The following is a 16,907-nucleotide window of genomic DNA, read 5'->3' as shown; positions in this document are numbered from 1 at the left end:
TCGCGACGGCGGAGCTCCGACAGAACGGATAGCGAAGCGCCAGGGAGGTAACCCTAAATCCAGGACGAGCGGCCGGAAAATCCAGCCCGATCCCGGATACGCCTGAACAAGTACCCACATTCTACAAAGGATGCCAGCCGCTCGATAGCTTTACCCATGGGACGCAGCCGTTCACCCGCTATCTCAAGCAAATGCCCACCTCGGACAGACGCAACAGATCCTCGGGCCCCTCCACGCCCCATAAGCAGGGCAACAGGCAATGCTTCCAGCCAAGCCGACGCAGGCGCTCGCAGGTGATGGGTAGCACGTCCTCGCAGCCCCAAGGAATGGCTTCGAACAGGGACGGGTCGAGCCGCCGCAATCCCAGCAAGGCATAATCGCCATGCTCGGCCGGCCCAAGCACCACATCCCGCTCGCGCAACGCCTCGCAGGCAGCCTGCAGGTAATCCCCGTCCAGCGCCGGGCTGTCATTGCCGATCAGGATTACCGCGTCGGTGGCGCAGAGGCCGAGGGTGGCGATGCGGCGCATCCGCTCGCCCAGATCGCCTGCCGGCTGCTCGACGACGGCCCAGCCACAGGCCTCCGCCATGGCACCCAAGGCCTCGTCGGGCCCTTCGTCGAGCCAGAGAAAGCGATCCTGGAAACCATCCACCGGCAGGTGCAAGGCGCGCTCCACCAGCAGGCGCTGCAGATCGCACGCACCATCTTCGCCCAACGCGGAAATCAGGCGAGGCTTCACCTGGCCGGGAGCCGGGGCGTGAGCCAGCAAATGCAAGGAAATCGACAGGCTCATGCCAGGTTCCCCCTCGTGCGCCCGGTTGGCCATCGGGTAGCCGCATCATGCCACAAGGCCAAACGCAAACGCTGTATCGCCAACTACAGTACGCCTGATTTCCCGGTCTTCACAGTGTGACATTGGCCACTGCTGATCGACGGCAGTGCCCTTTTGCGGCAAAACGGAGAGCCGTCCGGGAGTCAGACCTGACCTGCCAGAATGCGCCGTTCCCAAGGGGTGATCTCGTCGAGAAAATCCATCAACTCCAGTCGCTTGCTGGCGATATAGCCCTCGATGAACTCCTCGCCGAAAAACTCCCGCGCCAATCGGCTATGCTCGAGTCGGGCCAGCGCGACCGGCATGCTGCTCGGCAGGATCAGGCTTTCCGGTACCTGGAATTCGCCCTGCAGCGGCGCGCTCGGCTCCACCTGCTGCAGCATTCCGAACAGACCGGCGGCCAGACTGGCGGCAATGGCCAGATAAGGATTGGCATCCGCGCCCGGCAGCCGGTTCTCGACTCGCCGCGCGACCGCCGGGCTGGCCGGAATGCGCAGCCCCGCCGCCCGATTGTCGTAAGACCAGCAGGCGTTGTTCGGCGAAGCATAGGGGTGGCACAGTCGCTGGAAAGAGTTGACGTGTGGAGCGAACAACAGGGTGAGATCGGCCAGCGCCCGTTGCTGACCGCCGATGAAGTGACGGAAGGTCGGAGTCGGTTCACCATCCCCATCGCTGAACAGGTTCCTGTTGCTTTCCTGCTCCACCACGCTCTGATGGACATGCATGGAACTACCGGGAACCCCGGCCAGTGGCTTGGCCATGCAAACCACTGTCAGCCCGTGCCGAAGCGCTACCTCTCTGAGCAGATGCTTGAACAGAAAAGTCTGGTCGGCTAGTTGCAAGGGGTCGCCATGCAGCAGATTAATCTCGAACTGGCTGATCCCCATTTCGTGCATGAATGTGTCACGCGGCAGCCCGAGCGCCGCCATGCAGCGATAGACATCGTCGAAGAAGGGCCGCAAGCCGTTGCTGGAAGACATGCTGAAGGCCGAAAAACCCGCTTCGCGCCTACCATCGAGCCCAACCGGCGGCTGAAACGGCATCTGTGGATCGCCATGCGGGGCGAAGACGAAGAACTCCAGCTCGGTGGCCACCACCGGCTGCCAACCTTGGCGGGCATAAGCGGCCACTATGCGCTTGAGCAGCGCGCGGGTCGACAATGGCGAGCCTTCACCCTTCAACTCCTCGGCATCGCATATCGCTAGAGCCCGGGGCCGTTCGCACCAGGGAATAAGATGGAGCTGCCGCAGGTCGGGAACGAGGAGCAAATCGCCATCGTCACCGCCATAAAAACGAGTTGGCGGATAGCCGCCCATGATGCACTGAAGTAGAACCCCGCGCGCCAATTGTAGGCGCTGCCCCTCTAGAAAGCCCCTGAGAGTCATTACCTTGCCACGAGGTACCCCATTGAGGTCGGGAGTAATGCATTCGACCTCCTCGACACCGGCCAGACGGTCAGCAAGCAGTTGCTGGGGCTTGAGCATGGCGTGCCTCTCCTTTCCACGGCGCTCCGCACACAGTACGCAGCCGCCAGCGGGAAGTTCAAGCAGTCCAAACCGTGTCGAAAGTCAAACCACTCCCCCTACAGCGGCACAGGCTCAGGAATGCACGCGGCATTACGATGAAAACCGCAGCTCGACAGACATGCCTATCATCGAAGCTGCGTATTGAATGAAGGCTGCGGCATCTTCTGAAATACCCAGACTCCATTCAACCATCGCGGCAGTCGACATCATCAGGAATGCGAACGGGATCATCTGTCGGGACAGGCACCACAGGTAAAATCCCTGTCCGTCGAATAGCTTGTAATCCTTCTCACGGGGCTTGGCAGCCTCGCATTTGGGGTCCATCAGAGGGGTGACAGTGCGCGCCATAGGGATACGCCAACTACCGAACCAAGAATATCCCCAAACGCCCCTAATCTCACTGTGTCATAAAGCCAAGGAAAGTCTGAATTAGCCCCCCGTCATTTCCTAGCCGAGCGCTCGATTGCTCAAAAAAACGGCAGTTCCGTGGCAATTGAGGCCGATATCCCTTTGCAAATCCATGGTTTGCCCTTGACGAGGCACTTTGCCTGGATGACTCCCCGCATTACGGACGCACTTCTCCTGCCACCAACAGATGTTTTCGCGCCATCCACAGGTTCGACAAGGCAAACAGCGTCATCAGTTGCGCCGTACTCTTCGCCAGGCCACGGAAGCGCACCTTCACGTAACCGAACTGCCGCTTGATCACCCGAAACGGATTCTCGACCCTGGCCCGTATCTGCGCCTTGGCTTTCTCGATCCGACGTTTGACGCGATACAGGACACTGCGCTTGCTGTGCTTCTGGTAGGTGCTGCGGCGAGCCGCGATCTGCTAGACGACGTTCCGTCCGGCAGACTCCGGTCGTTTCTCGACACCGACATAGGCCGCATCGAGGCTGACGAGGGTTTCCTCGCCATGCAGCACCTTGTCGACCTGGGTGACATCCGCCACGTTAGCCGCCGTGCTCACCACGTGATGCACTAGGCCCGACTCGGCATTGACGCCGATATGCGCCTTCAGTCGGGTAAGGCAAGCGTATTACCACTCCTGCCTCCCCTGAGAAGCGTACATGAGAGTCCATACGGCTCAAGCCTTCCAGCAGCCGGGTGACCAAGCTACCTAACGCTGTGCTCTCCTGCGCTGCAGGTAAAGCGTCCATGCAGGGTCGAACGGGTTCGCCGCACTGCATCTCTTGACGTGCCGTATGAGCGGAACACTGGCCGCAGCAAACAGCCAGACGGGCTGGCTCATGCCATGCTTTCTTTCCTTGCCAGCAAACACCCAGTGTCGTCGCCCCACCACGCGAAAGTATCGTTGCTTTACCCAGTGAGCATTTTTCATGGCATGCCGGCGCACAGCCCAGCGCCATAGGATTCGCCAGATCCGGTGGTCGATCCATGCGAAGCGGGCGGCAGCAACGACATGGCGATGATACATGGCCCATCCCCGGATGATCGGGTTCAGGCTCAGGATCAGGTTTGCCTGTGTGGCTGCCTTGTTCGCGTTCACGACTTCCCGGACTTTCTTCAGGAGCGCTTTCACCGTTCTGTTAGACCTATCCAAAGCTCCCCATAGGTAGCTTTTTGCTAACTTCCTGCTTCGACGGGGCCGGTTTCACCCTGGCGTTGCCGCCAGGGCCAGCGCCTTCCCCTCCACAGGCCGACACCGTGGAACTCACGGCGTAATGCTTCAAATTGATTGCCGCGTTGCCGTCCCGGTCGTGCCGGGCTTGGCAGTCCGGGCACGTCCAGGTACGCACCGCCAACGGCAGGCTCTCCCGCACCTGCCCGCAGCACGAGCAGGTCTTGCTGCTGGCGAACCAGCGATCCGCCACCACCACCTCGCCGCCGCGCATCTCGCTCTTGTAGTCGAGCTGGCGGCGGAACTCGAAGAACCCCCTGTCCGCGATGGAGCGTGCCAGACGGCGGTTCTTCATCATCCCGGCCACGTTCAAGTCCTCGATCCCGATCACCGGGAAGCGGCGGGTCAGGCCCGTGGTAAGCTGGTGCAAAGCATCCTGGCGGATGTTGGCGATCCGAGCGTGCAGCCTTGCCAGTCGGGCGCGGGCCTTCTTGCTGTTGGCCGAGCCTTTCTGCTTGCGGCTCAGAGCGTGTTATGAACTTGGTGCCGGTGAAGCTATCGTAGTTGGATGAAGCCCGCACGCCCTTACCCGACAGACGTTTCTGATGAAGAATGGGCCTTCGCTGCGCCCTACCTGACCCTGATGGATCCGCGAGCGCCGCAGCGCAGGTACGATCTGCGCCTGATGTTCAACGCGTTGCGCTGGATGGCCCGGGCTGGTGCTCCCTGGCGACTGATTCCCAACGACTTTCCGCCGTGGGAGGCGGTTTACCAACAAACTCAGCGGTGGCTGCAGGCCGGCTGCTTCGAAGCCATGGTCAACGATCTGCGCTCGGTGTTGCGTGTCGCTCAAGGCAAGCAGGGCCAACCCAGCGCCGTGATCCTGGACGGCCGCACCTTGCAGTCCACTTGCGAGAGCGGGCCACGGGCCGGTTATGACGGCTATAAACGTAAGAAGGGCAGCAAGGTGCACATGGCGGTGGACACGCTCGGCCACCTGCTGGCGGTCCACGTCACACCAGCCAATGAGCAGGAGCGTGCCCAGGTGCGATCGCTGGCACGGCAAGTCCAGCAGGCCACGGGCCAGACGGTGAAGCTCGCCTTCGTGGACCAGGGCTACACCGGTCATGATCCGGCGCAAGCGGCCCAGGAAGAAGGCATCCAACTGCACGTGGTGAAACTGTCTGAAGCCAAGAAAAGCTTCGTGCTTCTGCCGCGCCGCTGGGTCGTGGAGCGCAGCTTCGGCTGGGTCAATCGGTTCCGGCGCCTGGCTCGCGACTACGAGCGCCTACCGGAAACATTGGCTGGCTTGCACTTCGTCGTCTTCACCATCCTCATGCTCGGCAATGCCGCATCTCTTCTTCAAAGTTCATAACACGCTCTCAGGCTGCGCGACAGCCGGCGCAGGCGCTTGAGCAGGGCGGCATGCGCCTTCGGCCCGGCGATCACCTCGCCCGTCGAGAGCGTGGCCAGGGCGGACACCCCCAGATCCACACCAACCGCGCCTTGGTTTTCGGCTTTGGGCAAGTGGGTCAGGTCCTGGGTATCCACGCTGATGCTGGCGAACCAGCGGTCGGCCACGCGGGAAATCGTGGCCGAGAGGATCTTGCCGGAGAAGCGCAACGCCTCCCGCATCCGCACCCAGCCGAGATGGGGGATGCGGATGCGGCAGCCGTCGAGGGCGAACTGATCGTTGGTCAGGGTGAAGCGGTCATGCACGCCCTTGCGGCGCAACCTCGGGTACCTGGCCCGGCCGGCGAAGAAGTTCTTGAACGCCTCCCCGAGCTGGATGATGGCCATCTGCGCGGCGTTCTTGGTGACCTCGAGCATCCAGGGGAACTGCTCGCGCTTGATGGCGTTGAGCTGCCGGCGCAGAGCAGCCTGCGACGGCCTGGGCTGCGCCGGGTCGGCCTTGTGTGCCTCGTACTGCCGGCCCCACTCGGCCAGCGCCCAGTTGTAGGCAAACCGCGCCACGCCCGCGGCACGGGCGAAGTAGGTCGCCTGTGCGTTGTTGGGGGCGAGTGCGATCTTGTGGGCGAGGATCACGACTGCGAGTCCTCCACAGCCTTTTTCATGCCGTCGAGCAGCTTTTGGTTCTTCCGGCTACGGGAGCCGTACAGCCGGGCGCTGAACACGGTGATGATCTCCAGCACATCCTTGGCCAGATCCTCCTCGAAGGTAGTGTCTTCACCCTGGTTCAGGATGACCACCTCGACGCTCTTCGCTTCGCACATAGCGAACACCAGCTCCGCACCGAAGCGCAGCAGCCGGTCTTTGTGGGTGATGACCAGCCGCCCGACCTGCCCCTCGATGATGGATTCCAGCAGGCGCTTGAGCCCTTTCTTCTGGTAGTTCATGCCGCAGCCCAGGTCGGCGATCACCTCGAACGTCCAGCCCTGGCGGGCGCAGTACAACTCCAGCACCTGCTTCTGGCGCTCCAGGTCGCCCTTCTGGTCGTGGCTGGAAACGCGAGCGTAGGCCACCGTCCTGCGGCAGGCCTCGGCCTCCGAACGGAACAGCTCAGGCTTCAGTTTGGCGAGGTCGTAGCGGCGATGGCCGCCTGCCGTGTGCTCGGCAACCAGTTTGCCCGATGCCTCCCAGCGGCGCAGCGTCGTGATCGACACGCCCAGCGCCTTGGCGGCTTCACCAATGCTCACCAATCTATCCATATTGGGTAGTATTGCACAGCTATGATGGTTTTTAAATCAAACTGTTAAAGCCCTCTTGCGAGCTGGAGTGATCAGCCGCTTGCCGGCGTACTTGCATACGTTCTAGCCAAGAAAGTCGAAACCTTCGGAGCTAGGCGTTATGTGCGTCTTCTTCGCCGAGAGCTCCAGGCCCCGCTCTTTCAGGAACGCCTCGATCGCCGGTCGTACCTGATGTTCCAAGAGAGCTTTCGAAGCGCCCGTGACGATGAAGTCATCGGCATGCCTTACGACATGGACCTTGAGGGCACATCTAAAAACTACCTGCGTGGTCACTGCTGCGTAAAAACAGGCTCAAAATGCTCATTTACAGCGCGTAAACTCCGCTTTTTCGCCTGTTTTTGCCTTGCGCTGACTGCCTCGCCTACGTTTTTAGAAGTGCCCTTGAAGGGCCTTCGCCGGCGTTCTGTCGAAGCCACGCGGGTGAGAGCGGCCTGCTCCAGTCCATCCAGAGTCCAGTTCGCGAGTATCGGCGAGATGATCCCCGCGCACCGCATCAGTAGCCGTCGCGGGCTCTTGTCACCGCGCTGGCTGATGCCCAGCAGGTTGCTCCGACCACCCGTGCTGTATTGCCGTGGCGCCAAGCCGACCGAGGCGAAAGTCCCGGCTACAGCCGTACTGCTTGCCATCCCCAACCTGCGCCGACAACAAGCTCGCCGTGATCGGACCGATGCAGGGAATGGTCATCAGGCGACGCCCCAGGTCATCATCGGCCAACTGCTGGTTGGTCATTTCTTTGTCCAAATCCCTGATCTGCTCGTCCAGGTAACAGACGTGGCTATGCAAACGCATCAGCAATACGACCAGTCGGTGCGGCAGCTCGTGCTCGGCCAATGTTGTTGGCAAGCGCCTAATCAGCGAAAGCCCCTTGGGCAAGCTAACGCCGAACTCCAACAAGAAGCCATGGACCGGATTGACGGTTTTCGTACGGTCGCGCACTAAGGAGTCGCGTATGCGGTGCGGCACCGATAACGTCTGTCGTACCTCTGTCTTCGGCGTAACAAAACGCATGGTCGGTCGAGAAGCCGCTTCGCGGATCGCCTCGGCATCGATGAAGTCGTTCTTGTTGCTCTTGACGAACGGACGGACAAACCGTGGCGCGATCAACTTCACCTCATGCCCGGTCGCGATCAGTTGGCGCGCAATGAAGTGAGCCCCGTACAGGCCTCCAGCGCCACGGTGCAGGCTGGCAGATTGCCCAGTAAACGCATCATCTGTAGGCGTGTCGCTTTTTTGTCGAAGACTTCCCGCCCCGCCTTGTCCTGCCCATGCAGATGGAAACTGTGCTTGCCAAGATCGATGCCTACCAGTGCGACTGTGCTCATGGCGATGGTCTGCGAAAATAAAACACCCTGCGAAAGTTAGCTTTTGCAGGGTGTGGGGGTGACCATCTCATTAAAACCCTGCAATAGGCGGGGCTCGAAGGGGAATCTTGATGTGTTCGGGCGCGTTCGGAATCAGGGTGGTGGTGCCCCCTACTGGAGTCGAACCAGCATCTAGCCCTTAGGAGGGGCTTGTTCTATCCATTGAACTAAGGGGACTTGCCGAAAAAGCCATCGATTTTCACACCCCGCCTACGCGGGGATACTCTTGCCAAGCTTCCAATCAGTCGATCGACCAATGGCGATGAGGCGGTATTGTAGCCATGAAAGAGCCCTTTGTCATGCTTACAAAAACAGGAAGCGACAACGGAACAACAAGGTGTTCGCGCAGTCGATTCTTGGGCTCGTCTCACCGGAAATCCCGGCGTCAGTGGAGCGTGCAAATCAACTGCATGCGATTAATCGATTCAGATATTGAAAAGAGTGAACCACTTGGGCAAGACGATGTCATACCGAGAACACCCTTGCAAGCTAATTGCCAGCACTCTATAACAACTCACCGGTCGAAACTATGCAACCTATGAAACAGGCAATCTACTCTAGCCGTACAGCTGACAAATTCGTCGTTCGTCTACCCGATGGCATGCGTGAACGCATCGCGGATGTAGCACGCAGCCATCACCGCAGCATGAACTCGGAAATCATTGCACGTCTGGAGCAAAGCCTACTTCAGGAAGACGCCCTGGGCGACGACCTGAGTCTGCGCCTGGACAGCCCCGAGCTCTCCCTGCACGAACGGGAACTGTTGCAGCGTTTCCGGCAACTGACCCGACGCCAGCAGAACGCCCTGGTTGCCCTCATTGCGCAGGATAGCGAGCTCGCGACCGAAGGCGCGACCACCGAGCAGTAACCGCATGAGCGACATGCACCGCCTTCAGCCAGAGATTTTGGCTGAAGCGCCAAAAACCGATGCGGAGAACAGGCCTATGCCCATAGGCCTGTTTCTCAAGTAGAGGTCGTGCGCGCCCGCCGTACAGCGATTCGATTAGCGCACTCGATACACCTTCTATTGTCATCCAACCCACGAAGCCCGTCATCTTTGAAATTATCCGTCCATCCGGGTTCAGACAGCCGGGGACGCATGCCCCCTCCTCCCGCACCGTCAGGAGTACCCGCTCAAAGCAGGAACAGGGTGGCCAGCCCCAGGAAAATGAAGAAACCGCCACTGTCTGTCATGGCCGTGATCATCACACTGGCCCCCATGGCCGGATCGCGCCCGAGCTTGGCCAGCGTCATGGGAATCAGCACTCCCATCAAAGCGGCCATCAACAAATTCAGGGTCATTGCGCCCGTCATCACCGCAGCCAGTGACCAGCTTCCGTAAAGAACGCCCGCTACCACACCGATCACTCCACCCCAGACCAAGCCGTTGATCAGTCCCACACCAAGCTCCTTGACCAGCAGGCGCGCCGTGTTTGCCGTATTGATCTGGCCTAGCGCCATGGCACGAACGATCATAGTGATCGTCTGATTGCCGGAATTGCCACCGATGCCCGCGACGATCGGCATCAGCGCCGCCAAGGCCACCAGTTTCTCGATGGAGTCCTCGAACAAGCCGATCACGCGCGAGGCCACGAAGGCAGTCACCAGATTCAGCGCGAGCCACGCCCAGCGATTGCCGACCGACTTCCACACAGAGGCGAAGATATCCTCCTCCTCGCGCAAGCCGGCCATGTTCAGCACTTCGCTCTCGCCTTCCTCGCGGATCAGGTCGACCATGGCATCGATGGTCAAGCGGCCGATCAGCTTGCCATTCCGCTCCACCACGGGCGCGGAAACCAGATCGTAGCGTTCGAAAGCCTGAGCGGCATCATAGGCGTCCTCGTCGGGATGGAAACGCACGGGATCAAGCGCCATGACTTCGGAGACCTGCCGCTCCGGATCGCTGACCAGCAGACGCTTGAGCGGCAGTACGCCTTTCAGCACGCCATTGTAATTCACCACGAACAGCTTGTCGGTGTGTCCAGGCAGTTCCTTCAAGCGCCGCAGATAGCGTAATACCACTTCCAGGCTGACGTCTTCGCGGATGGTGACCATCTCGAAATCCATCAGCGCGCCAACCCGATCCTCCTCATAGGAGAGCGCCGAACGCACCCTCTCACGCTGCTGGGCATCGAGGGACTCCATCAGTTCGTGGACCACATCCCGCGGCAATTCGTGGGCGAGGTCCGCAAGCTCGTCGGCGCCCAACTCCTTGGCAGCGGCAATCAACTCCTGATCGTCCATATCGGCGATCAGGGATTCGCGGACAGCGTCCGATACTTCGAGGAGAATGTCGCCGTCGCGCTCGGCCTTGACCAACTGCCAGACACTCAGGCGGTCATCAAGGGGAAGAGCTTCGAGGATATAAGCGATGTCTGCGGGATGAAGCTCGTCGAGCTTGCGCTGCAACTCTGCGAGATTCTGCCGATGCACCAGATTCTCGACCAGATCATGGTGCGCCCCTTCCTGACGACGCGTCAGGTATTCGACCAGCTTGTGCCGGTGCAGCAGCTCCACAACTTGAGCAAGACGCTCCTGCAGGCTTTCCTGCTGTTTTTTGGCTTCAACTTCGGTCATGGCAAGCTCCGCCCCCAGCAGCGGAACGCGCCAAGGGCATCAATCAGTCAATGCACGATTGCACGGATCTGTTTTGAAATGACTACTGGGTAAGTCCATGGTGGATTTCCACGAGCCCCGGCGGGACTGACGAGCGCAATGATAACACTGACCGACAGCTTTGCACTCGTCAGAATGCCGGTCAGAACAAGTGCTTGCGATGCGAACCTACGCTCACTCCTCACCGCATGGTCACGATAGAGAGACTTAGGACACATCCGCCTCCATCGGCAGGCGCTAGCCTGATCCCTACACCGAGGAGGACACCCATGCACGGATCGCCGATACGGGCTTCGACAACCGCATTCCTGCTCTGCTCTTCGCTGCAACTCGCCGCTTCGCCCATCTATCGTTGCGCAGCTCCAGGTGGGCACATCACCTTCAGTCACCACGGCTGTCCGGCGGAGCAGCAGCAACAACTGCAGAATGCCTCCCCCCTTCCCGGCAGCAGCCCAACGCCCATCGCAATCCCATCTGCAAAACGTACACCTCGCACGGTGCGACAGGACAACACCTGGGAGCCAACCATAGTCGGCCAGCAAGACGACGGCTGTGGCAACCGCATCACGGGACGAGAACGCCGCGAAGCGATGCTCAAAAAGCAGGTGCATTTGGGCATGCCCCGTGCGGACGTAGAAAGTGCCTTCGGAAAACCGGACAGGATTTCCAGCCGTAACGGTCGAACCAGTTACCATTACCGTGACAACGACGGCAACACGCGACAGATCGACTTCGACGAATATGGCTGCGTCAGCATGAAGAGCCGGAAATGAAAAAGGGCCTGCATCGCTGCAGGCCCTTCCAGTATGGCGCACTCAGGAGGATTCGAACCTCCGACCGCCCGGTTCGTAGCCGGGTACTCTATCCAGCTGAGCTATGAGTGCATAGCGTGCTTTATTGCGCCAGATCACCCCTGGCTTGAACCCACCTCTCGGCATGGCTCGTGTAATGGCGCACTCAGGAGGATTCGAACCTCCGACCGCCCGGTTCGTAGCCGGGTACTCTATCCAGCTGAGCTATGAGTGCGTCGAGCGTGCGCATTATAGTGCCATCGAGCTTGTGTTCAAGCTGTAATCCGACCGACCAACGATCAACCGAACACAGCGAGACGATCTGCCTCTATAACGCTTGAATGGCGGAGGAGGGGGGATTCGAACCCCCGACACCCTTTTGAGGTGTACTCCCTTAGCAGGGGAGCGCCTTCGGCCTCTCGGCCACCCCTCCGCAACACGGGGCGAATCATACCCACCTTTGCCCCGTTTGCAAAGCCAAAAATTGAGAAAAATTAGTGGCTTGGCTCTTGATCTTTTTCTTTCTGAATGCGCTGGTAGATTTCTTCGCGGTGAACGGCGACCTCTTTTGGTGCATTGACGCCAATGCGAACCTGATTACCCTTCACGCCCAACACGGTGACTGTCACATCATCACCCACCATGAGGGTCTCTCCGACCCGACGAGTCAGAATCAGCATTCCTTTCTCCTTTTAGGGAAGTCAACAGGACAACAGTCTGCAAAAATGAAAATGGCATTATTCCCACTCTACCTTGAGGAATATACACCCAAGTATTGACCAGGGCTGGCGAAAGGAAAGCCCACCGCCCCCTGGCAAAACGATGAAGACGCGGCATGGCTGCACCTTCATCGATCACTCGCTCACTCGCCCTGGCGGGCGGGAGCATCCAGTTCGAAAGCGGTGTGCAGGGCACGAACCGCCAGTTCCAGATATTTTTCCTCGATGACCACGGAAACCTTGATTTCCGAAGTCGAAATCATCTGGATATTGATCCCTTCCTTGGCTAGAGCTCCGAACATGCGGCTGGCAACTCCGGCATGGGAGCGCATGCCGACCCCGACGATGGAAACCTTGGCAATATCGGTGTCGCCAATGACTTCGCGCGCGCCGATTTCGCGCGCGGTATTTTCCAGCACGCGCATGGCGTTCAGATAATCGTTGCGATGTACGGTGAAAGTGAAATCGGTAGTGTTGTCGTGCGCAATGTTCTGCACGATCATGTCCACTTCAATATTGGCTTCGCTGATCGGGCCGAGGATCTTGAACGCCACGCCGGGATTGTCGGGCACGCCGCGAATGGTCAGCTTGGCTTCGTCGCGATTGAAGGCGATGCCGGAAATGATCGGCTGTTCCATGGATTCCTCTTCATCAATGGTAATGAGGGTGCCCGGCCCCTCCTGGAAGCTATGCAGCACACGCAGCGGGACATTGTATTTGCCCGCGAACTCCACCGAACGGATCTGCAGTACCTTGGAGCCCAGGCTGGCCATTTCTAGCATTTCCTCGAAGGTGATCTTATCCAGGCGCCGGGCCTTGGGCACCACCCGCGGATCGGTGGTATAGACACCGTCGACATCGGTATAGATCTGACATTCGTCGGCCTTCAGGGCCGCGGCCAAAGCCACCCCGGTGGTATCGGAACCGCCGCGCCCGAGCGTGGTGATGTTGCCGTGCTCGTCGACCCCCTGGAAACCGGCAACCACCACCACACGACCGGCCTTGAGATCGGTACGCAGTTTCCGGTCATCGATCTGCAGGATACGGGCCTTGGTGAAGGAACTGTCGGTAAGGATGCGAACCTGATTACCGGTGTAGGACACCGCCGGCACGCCGCGCTTAATCAGCGCCATGGCCAGCAGGGCAATGGTCACCTGTTCGCCGGTCGACACCATCATATCCAGCTCGCGCGGCACGGGCTGCTCGCTGATCTGCTTGGCCAGATCGATCAGGCGATTGGTTTCGCCGCTCATGGCGGAAACCACGACCACGATGTCGTCACCATTGTCGCGGAACTTCTTGACCTTCTCGGCTACCTGCTCGATCCGCTCGATGGAGCCTACAGAAGTGCCCCCGAATTTCTGTACGATCAACGCCATTTGAAAAGCCACCTAAGCCCGTGAAGGGCGCCATTAAACATTTCAAGCACGCCGACTGCCAGGGCCGGCGCTGCCCGAGATCGGGAGACTGCCACTACAAGGCCCGCTCGACGAACGGCCGGACCAGCGCCAGCGCCTCATCCAGCTTGCCCGCCTCGCTTCCCCCGCCCTGGGCCATATCCGGGCGACCGCCGCCCTTGCCGCCGACCACGGCCGCCGCCTGCTTCATCAGGTCGCCAGCCTTGAGCTTGCCGATCATGTCCTGGGTCACACCGGCGACCAGCACCACCTTGCCATCGAACTCGCCACCCAGCAGGATTACCGCGCTGCCCAGCTTGTTCTTCAACTGATCGACCAGCGCCAGCAGGGCCTTGCCGTCCAGCCCGTCGAGGCGGGCGGATAGCACCTTGACCCCTGCTACCTCGATAGCGGAGCCGGCCAGATCGTCGCCGGCGGCGCTAGCGGCCTTGGCCTTGAGTTGCTCCAGCTCCTTCTCCAACTGGCGATTGCGCTCCAGCAGGCCGGCCAGCTTGTCCAGTAGATTGTCGCGGCTCCCCTTGAGCAGTCCGGCCGCTTCCTTGAGCTGCTCTTCGGCGCCGTTCAGGTAGTCCAGCGCTCCGGCGCCAGTCACCGCCTCGATCCGCCGCACACCGGCGGCCACACCGCCCTCGCCGATGATCTTGAACAAACCGATATCGCCAGTACGCCTGGCATGGATGCCACCGCACAGCTCGATGGAGAAATCCCCCATGCTCAAGACGCGCACGTTGTCGCCGTACTTCTCGCCGAACAAAGCCATTGCCCCCTTCTTCTTCGCCGAGTCGATATCGGTGACTTCGGTTTCCACCACCGTGTTCTCGCGGATCTCAGCATTGACCAGGGCTTCCAGGGTCTTGATCTGCTCCGTGGTCAACGCCTCGAAGTGGCTGAAGTCGAAGCGCAGGCGCTGGCTGTTGACCAGCGATCCCTTCTGCTGCACGTGCTCGCCGAGCACCCGACGCAGGGCGGCATGCAGCAGGTGGGTGGCCGAGTGATTGAGTGCGATGGCGCCACGCACCGAGCCATCGACCTGAGCCTCCAGGGCCTGACCGACATGCAGTCCGCCTTTGGCGACCACGCCATGGTGCAGGTGGGCGCCGCCGGCCTTGGTGGTGTCGCGTACATCGAAGCGCACGCCGTTGGCGTCGCTCAGGTAGCCGCAGTCGCCGACCTGACCGCCGGACTCGGCATAAAACGGGGTACGGTCGAGGACTACCACGCCCCCCTCGCCCTCGCCGAGCCGCTCGACGGTGGCACCGTCCTTGAACAAGGCGACCACCTGCCCCTGGTCGAAAGTTTTCTCGTAGCCGGTGAACAGCGTATCGGCATCGACCTTAACCAGGCTGTTGTAATCCAGGCCGAAGGCGCTGGCGGAGCGGGCGCGTTCGCGCTGGGCCTGCATCTCGCGCTCGAAGCCTTCCTCGTCGATGGTCAGATCGCGTTCGCGGGCGATATCGGCGGTCAGGTCGGCCGGAAAACCATAGGTATCGTAGAGCTTGAACACCACATCGCCGGGAATGACTTTGGCCGCCAGTCCGGCCAGATCCTGCTCGAGAATCTTCAGGCCCTGCTCCAGGGTCTTGGCGAACTGCTCTTCCTCGTTCTTCAGCACCCGCTCGATCTGCGCCCGCTGCTGCCTCAGTTCCGGATAGGCATCGCCCATCTCGGCGGCCAGGGCGCCGACGATCTTGTGGAAGAAGGTGCCCCTGGCGCCCAGCTTGTTGCCATGGCGACAGGCGCGGCGGATGATGCGGCGCAGCACGTAACCGCGGCCCTCGTTGGACGGCGTCACGCCATCGGCGATCAGGAAGCTGCAGGAACGGATATGGTCGGCCACCACCTTGAGCGAGGGCGCGCCGTCGTCGGCGCAGCCGATGGCCTGGGCGGAAGCGGCCAGCAGGTTCTGGAACAAATCGATCTCGTAGTTCGAGTGCACATGCTGCAGCACGGCGCTGATCCGCTCGAGGCCCATACCAGTATCCACGGAGGGTGCCGGCAGCGGATGCAGCACACCGTCGGCGGTGCGGTTGAACTGCATGAATACGTTGTTCCAGATCTCGATATAGCGGTCGCCGTCCTCCTCCGCGGAACCGGGCGGGCCGCCCCAGATTTCCGGGCCGTGGTCGTAGAAGATCTCGGTGCACGGACCGCAGGGACCGGTGTCGCCCATCGCCCAGAAGTTATCCGAAGCGTAGGGAGCCCCCTTGTTGTCGCCGATACGCACCATGCGCTCGGCCGGCACGCCGACGGTCCGGGTCCAGATGTCGTAGGCTTCATCGTCGCTGGCGTAGACCGTGACCCAGAGCCTCTCGGCGGGCAGGTTCAGCCACTTGGGCGAAGTCAAAAATTCCCAGGCGTAGGTGATGGCATCGCGCTTGAAATAATCGCCGAAGCTGAAATTGCCCAGCATTTCGAAGAAAGTGTGATGGCGGGCGGTGTAGCCGACATTTTCCAGATCGTTGTGCTTGCCGCCGGCACGCACGCATTTCTGGCTGGTAGTGGCACGGGTATAGGCGCGCTTTTCCAAGCCGAGGAAGCAGTCCTTGAACTGGTTCATACCGGCGTTAGTGAACAACAGGGTCGGATCGTTCGCGGGAATCAGCGAACTGGAGGCCACACGGGTGTGCCCCTTCTCTTCGAAGAAGCGGAGGAAGGCTTCACGGATTTCTGCGCTTTTCATAAATGAATGGGTCCAGGGAAAACTGCGGCCACGGCGAGATTGGCAAAGGGACGCATTATATCGGCCCCGTGCGACCGCGGTAGAGCTTTCTTCCGTCGCGGACTCCGGCGTCTTGCGCCGGGATAGGAGAAGAAACGGGACAAACCGCCGGGGATCGCGAGGAGCGTGCCCCGACTGGCCATCGGAGCGAACCGGCCGACACCGGAAGCCGGCACGTCACTCGTCTGGATCGGCGCGCCCGAACAACGGCGGCTGCGAAACAGCCCCTCAAGCGGTACGCACCGGGAACGCCGGCCGGGAGCCTTGGCGGCACCCGTGCCCGTTGGCGGAAACAAGTCCCGGAATTCGCTTAATGCTCGCATTCGGGACCATGCACATGGCCATCCTCATCGCTCCCGGCTGGCTCCATCTCCAGTTGCAGGCTGACCAGGTTGGTGGCCATCGGACGCAGCAGCAAGTTGGCGTACTCGCTATCGCCCTCCTCCACATCCACACCGATCAGCAGTTGGCCATCGGCTTGCTGCACCCAGAGCTCACGGCCCTGCCAGATCACTGCGAAACGGGTGCAGACGGTTTCCAACTGGGTGCCGTCGGCGTTTTCGAGAACGAGTTGCAGGGCATCGGTCATGGTTCAGCTCCAGGGGTAGGCCGCTCCAGGCGGCAGGTTCGGTCGA

General features: G+C 60.6%; 16 protein-coding genes, 4 tRNA genes and 2 pseudogenes. 3 read left to right on the top strand and 19 right to left on the bottom strand.

Translation table 11 applies throughout. From position 1 onward, the window contains the following. Window positions 1–178: 178 nt before the first annotated feature. The 6 genes and pseudogenes from ACGI6K_RS06900 to ACGI6K_RS06875 form a co-directional block, all read right to left on the bottom strand. On the bottom strand, window positions 179–793 hold the full coding sequence (locus tag ACGI6K_RS06900; RefSeq protein WP_376941814.1) for a TIGR04282 family arsenosugar biosynthesis glycosyltransferase: 615 nt from the start codon (window positions 791–793) through the stop codon (window positions 179–181). A 182-nt stretch (window positions 794–975) separates the two neighbouring features. Beyond that, the gene (locus tag ACGI6K_RS06895; RefSeq protein ID WP_376941816.1) at window positions 976–2,316 is read right to left on the bottom strand and encodes a glutamine synthetase family protein; all 1,341 of its coding nucleotides are present in this window, start codon (window positions 2,314–2,316) and stop codon (window positions 976–978) included. Between the two features lie 132 nt (window positions 2,317–2,448). Then, window positions 2,449–2,706, bottom strand: a complete 258-nt coding sequence (locus ACGI6K_RS06890) for a hypothetical protein (protein WP_376941828.1) — start codon at window positions 2,704–2,706, stop codon at window positions 2,449–2,451. Window positions 2,707–2,923: 217 nt separating this feature from the next. Then, window positions 2,924–3,379 (bottom strand): annotated as a pseudogene (locus ACGI6K_RS06885) (transposase); the annotation flags it as partial. Window positions 3,380–3,478: 99 nt separating this feature from the next. Further along, on the bottom strand, window positions 3,479–3,901 hold the full coding sequence (locus ACGI6K_RS06880; RefSeq protein WP_377968417.1) for a group II intron maturase-specific domain-containing protein: 423 nt from the start codon (window positions 3,899–3,901) through the stop codon (window positions 3,479–3,481). 13 nt (window positions 3,902–3,914) lie between these two features. Continuing rightward, complete coding sequence (locus tag ACGI6K_RS06875) at window positions 3,915–4,466, bottom strand: RNA-guided endonuclease InsQ/TnpB family protein (RefSeq protein WP_394543945.1); 552 nt, start codon at window positions 4,464–4,466, stop codon at window positions 3,915–3,917. 42 nt (window positions 4,467–4,508) lie between these two features. Here ACGI6K_RS06875 and ACGI6K_RS06870 point away from each other — a divergent pair, with 42 nt between their 5' ends. Next, window positions 4,509–5,315, top strand: a complete 807-nt coding sequence (locus ACGI6K_RS06870) for an IS5 family transposase (RefSeq protein ID WP_377968416.1) — start codon at window positions 4,509–4,511, stop codon at window positions 5,313–5,315. On the opposite strand, the gene ACGI6K_RS06865 is transcribed toward ACGI6K_RS06870, so the two are convergent. The 5 genes and pseudogenes from ACGI6K_RS06865 to ACGI6K_RS06845 all read right to left on the bottom strand — a co-directional run bounded on the left by ACGI6K_RS06865 (window position 5,303) and on the right by ACGI6K_RS06845 (window position 8,186). Continuing rightward, entirely contained in the window at window positions 5,303–5,986 is a 684-nt protein-coding gene (locus tag ACGI6K_RS06865; RefSeq protein WP_394543630.1) for an RNA-guided endonuclease InsQ/TnpB family protein, read from the bottom strand. The two genes, ACGI6K_RS06870 and ACGI6K_RS06865, sit on opposite strands and share 13 nt — an antisense overlap. Then, window positions 5,983–6,609 (bottom strand): IS607 family transposase, encoded by a 627-nt coding sequence (locus ACGI6K_RS06860; RefSeq protein ID WP_377968414.1) that lies wholly within the window; start codon window positions 6,607–6,609, stop codon window positions 5,983–5,985. The genes ACGI6K_RS06865 and ACGI6K_RS06860 overlap by 4 nt, the downstream gene beginning before the upstream one ends. A gap of 102 nt (window positions 6,610–6,711) precedes the next feature. Then, window positions 6,712–6,921 (bottom strand): reverse transcriptase domain-containing protein, encoded by a 210-nt coding sequence (locus ACGI6K_RS06855; protein ID WP_376943788.1) that lies wholly within the window; start codon window positions 6,919–6,921, stop codon window positions 6,712–6,714. Between the two features lie 209 nt (window positions 6,922–7,130). After that, window positions 7,131–7,970: pseudogene (locus ACGI6K_RS06850) on the bottom strand (IS110 family transposase); the annotation flags it as partial. Window positions 7,971–8,111: 141 nt separating this feature from the next. Continuing rightward, window positions 8,112–8,186, bottom strand: a tRNA-Arg gene (locus ACGI6K_RS06845). 352 nt (window positions 8,187–8,538) lie between these two features. Here ACGI6K_RS06845 and ACGI6K_RS06840 point away from each other — a divergent pair. Continuing rightward, on the top strand, window positions 8,539–8,877 hold the full coding sequence (locus ACGI6K_RS06840) for an Arc family DNA-binding protein (protein WP_041807311.1): 339 nt from the start codon (window positions 8,539–8,541) through the stop codon (window positions 8,875–8,877). A 266-nt stretch (window positions 8,878–9,143) separates the two neighbouring features. Here ACGI6K_RS06840 and mgtE read toward each other — a convergent pair whose 3' ends face one another. After that, window positions 9,144–10,586 (bottom strand): magnesium transporter, encoded by a 1,443-nt coding sequence (gene mgtE / locus ACGI6K_RS06835; RefSeq protein WP_376943791.1) that lies wholly within the window; start codon window positions 10,584–10,586, stop codon window positions 9,144–9,146. Between the two features lie 308 nt (window positions 10,587–10,894). On the opposite strand from mgtE, the gene ACGI6K_RS06830 reads away from it, so the two are divergent. Beyond that, the gene (locus tag ACGI6K_RS06830; RefSeq protein WP_376943793.1) at window positions 10,895–11,398 is read left to right on the top strand and encodes a DUF4124 domain-containing protein; all 504 of its coding nucleotides are present in this window, start codon (window positions 10,895–10,897) and stop codon (window positions 11,396–11,398) included. Between the two features lie 34 nt (window positions 11,399–11,432). Here ACGI6K_RS06830 and ACGI6K_RS06825 read toward each other — a convergent pair. The 7 genes from ACGI6K_RS06825 to ACGI6K_RS06795 form a co-directional block, all read right to left on the bottom strand. Beyond that, window positions 11,433–11,509: transfer RNA gene (locus ACGI6K_RS06825), tRNA-Arg, on the bottom strand. Window positions 11,510–11,574: 65 nt separating this feature from the next. Then, window positions 11,575–11,651: transfer RNA gene (locus ACGI6K_RS06820), tRNA-Arg, on the bottom strand. A 107-nt stretch (window positions 11,652–11,758) separates the two neighbouring features. After that, window positions 11,759–11,849: transfer RNA gene (locus ACGI6K_RS06815), tRNA-Ser, on the bottom strand. Between the two features lie 61 nt (window positions 11,850–11,910). Next, a complete protein-coding gene (gene csrA, locus ACGI6K_RS06810) occupies window positions 11,911–12,096 on the bottom strand; it encodes a carbon storage regulator CsrA (protein WP_003283978.1) in 186 nt (61 codons plus the stop codon). A gap of 182 nt (window positions 12,097–12,278) precedes the next feature. Further along, the gene (locus ACGI6K_RS06805) at window positions 12,279–13,514 is read right to left on the bottom strand and encodes an aspartate kinase (protein ID WP_376943800.1); all 1,236 of its coding nucleotides are present in this window, start codon (window positions 13,512–13,514) and stop codon (window positions 12,279–12,281) included. A gap of 94 nt (window positions 13,515–13,608) precedes the next feature. After that, window positions 13,609–16,233, bottom strand: coding sequence for an alanine--tRNA ligase (gene alaS, locus ACGI6K_RS06800; RefSeq protein ID WP_376943802.1), 2,625 nt, complete (start codon window positions 16,231–16,233; stop codon window positions 13,609–13,611). Between the two features lie 349 nt (window positions 16,234–16,582). After that, on the bottom strand, window positions 16,583–16,861 hold the full coding sequence (locus ACGI6K_RS06795) for a hypothetical protein (protein WP_012701976.1): 279 nt from the start codon (window positions 16,859–16,861) through the stop codon (window positions 16,583–16,585). Window positions 16,862–16,907: the final 46 nt, after the last annotated feature.

Origin of the sequence: Azorhizophilus paspali, from assembly GCF_043587585.2 — a bacterium.
GTDB lineage: Bacteria > Pseudomonadota > Gammaproteobacteria > Pseudomonadales > Pseudomonadaceae > Azotobacter > Azotobacter paspali.
The sequence above is the reverse complement of the archived record's forward strand: the minus strand, read 5'-3'. Positions and strand labels throughout refer to the sequence as shown.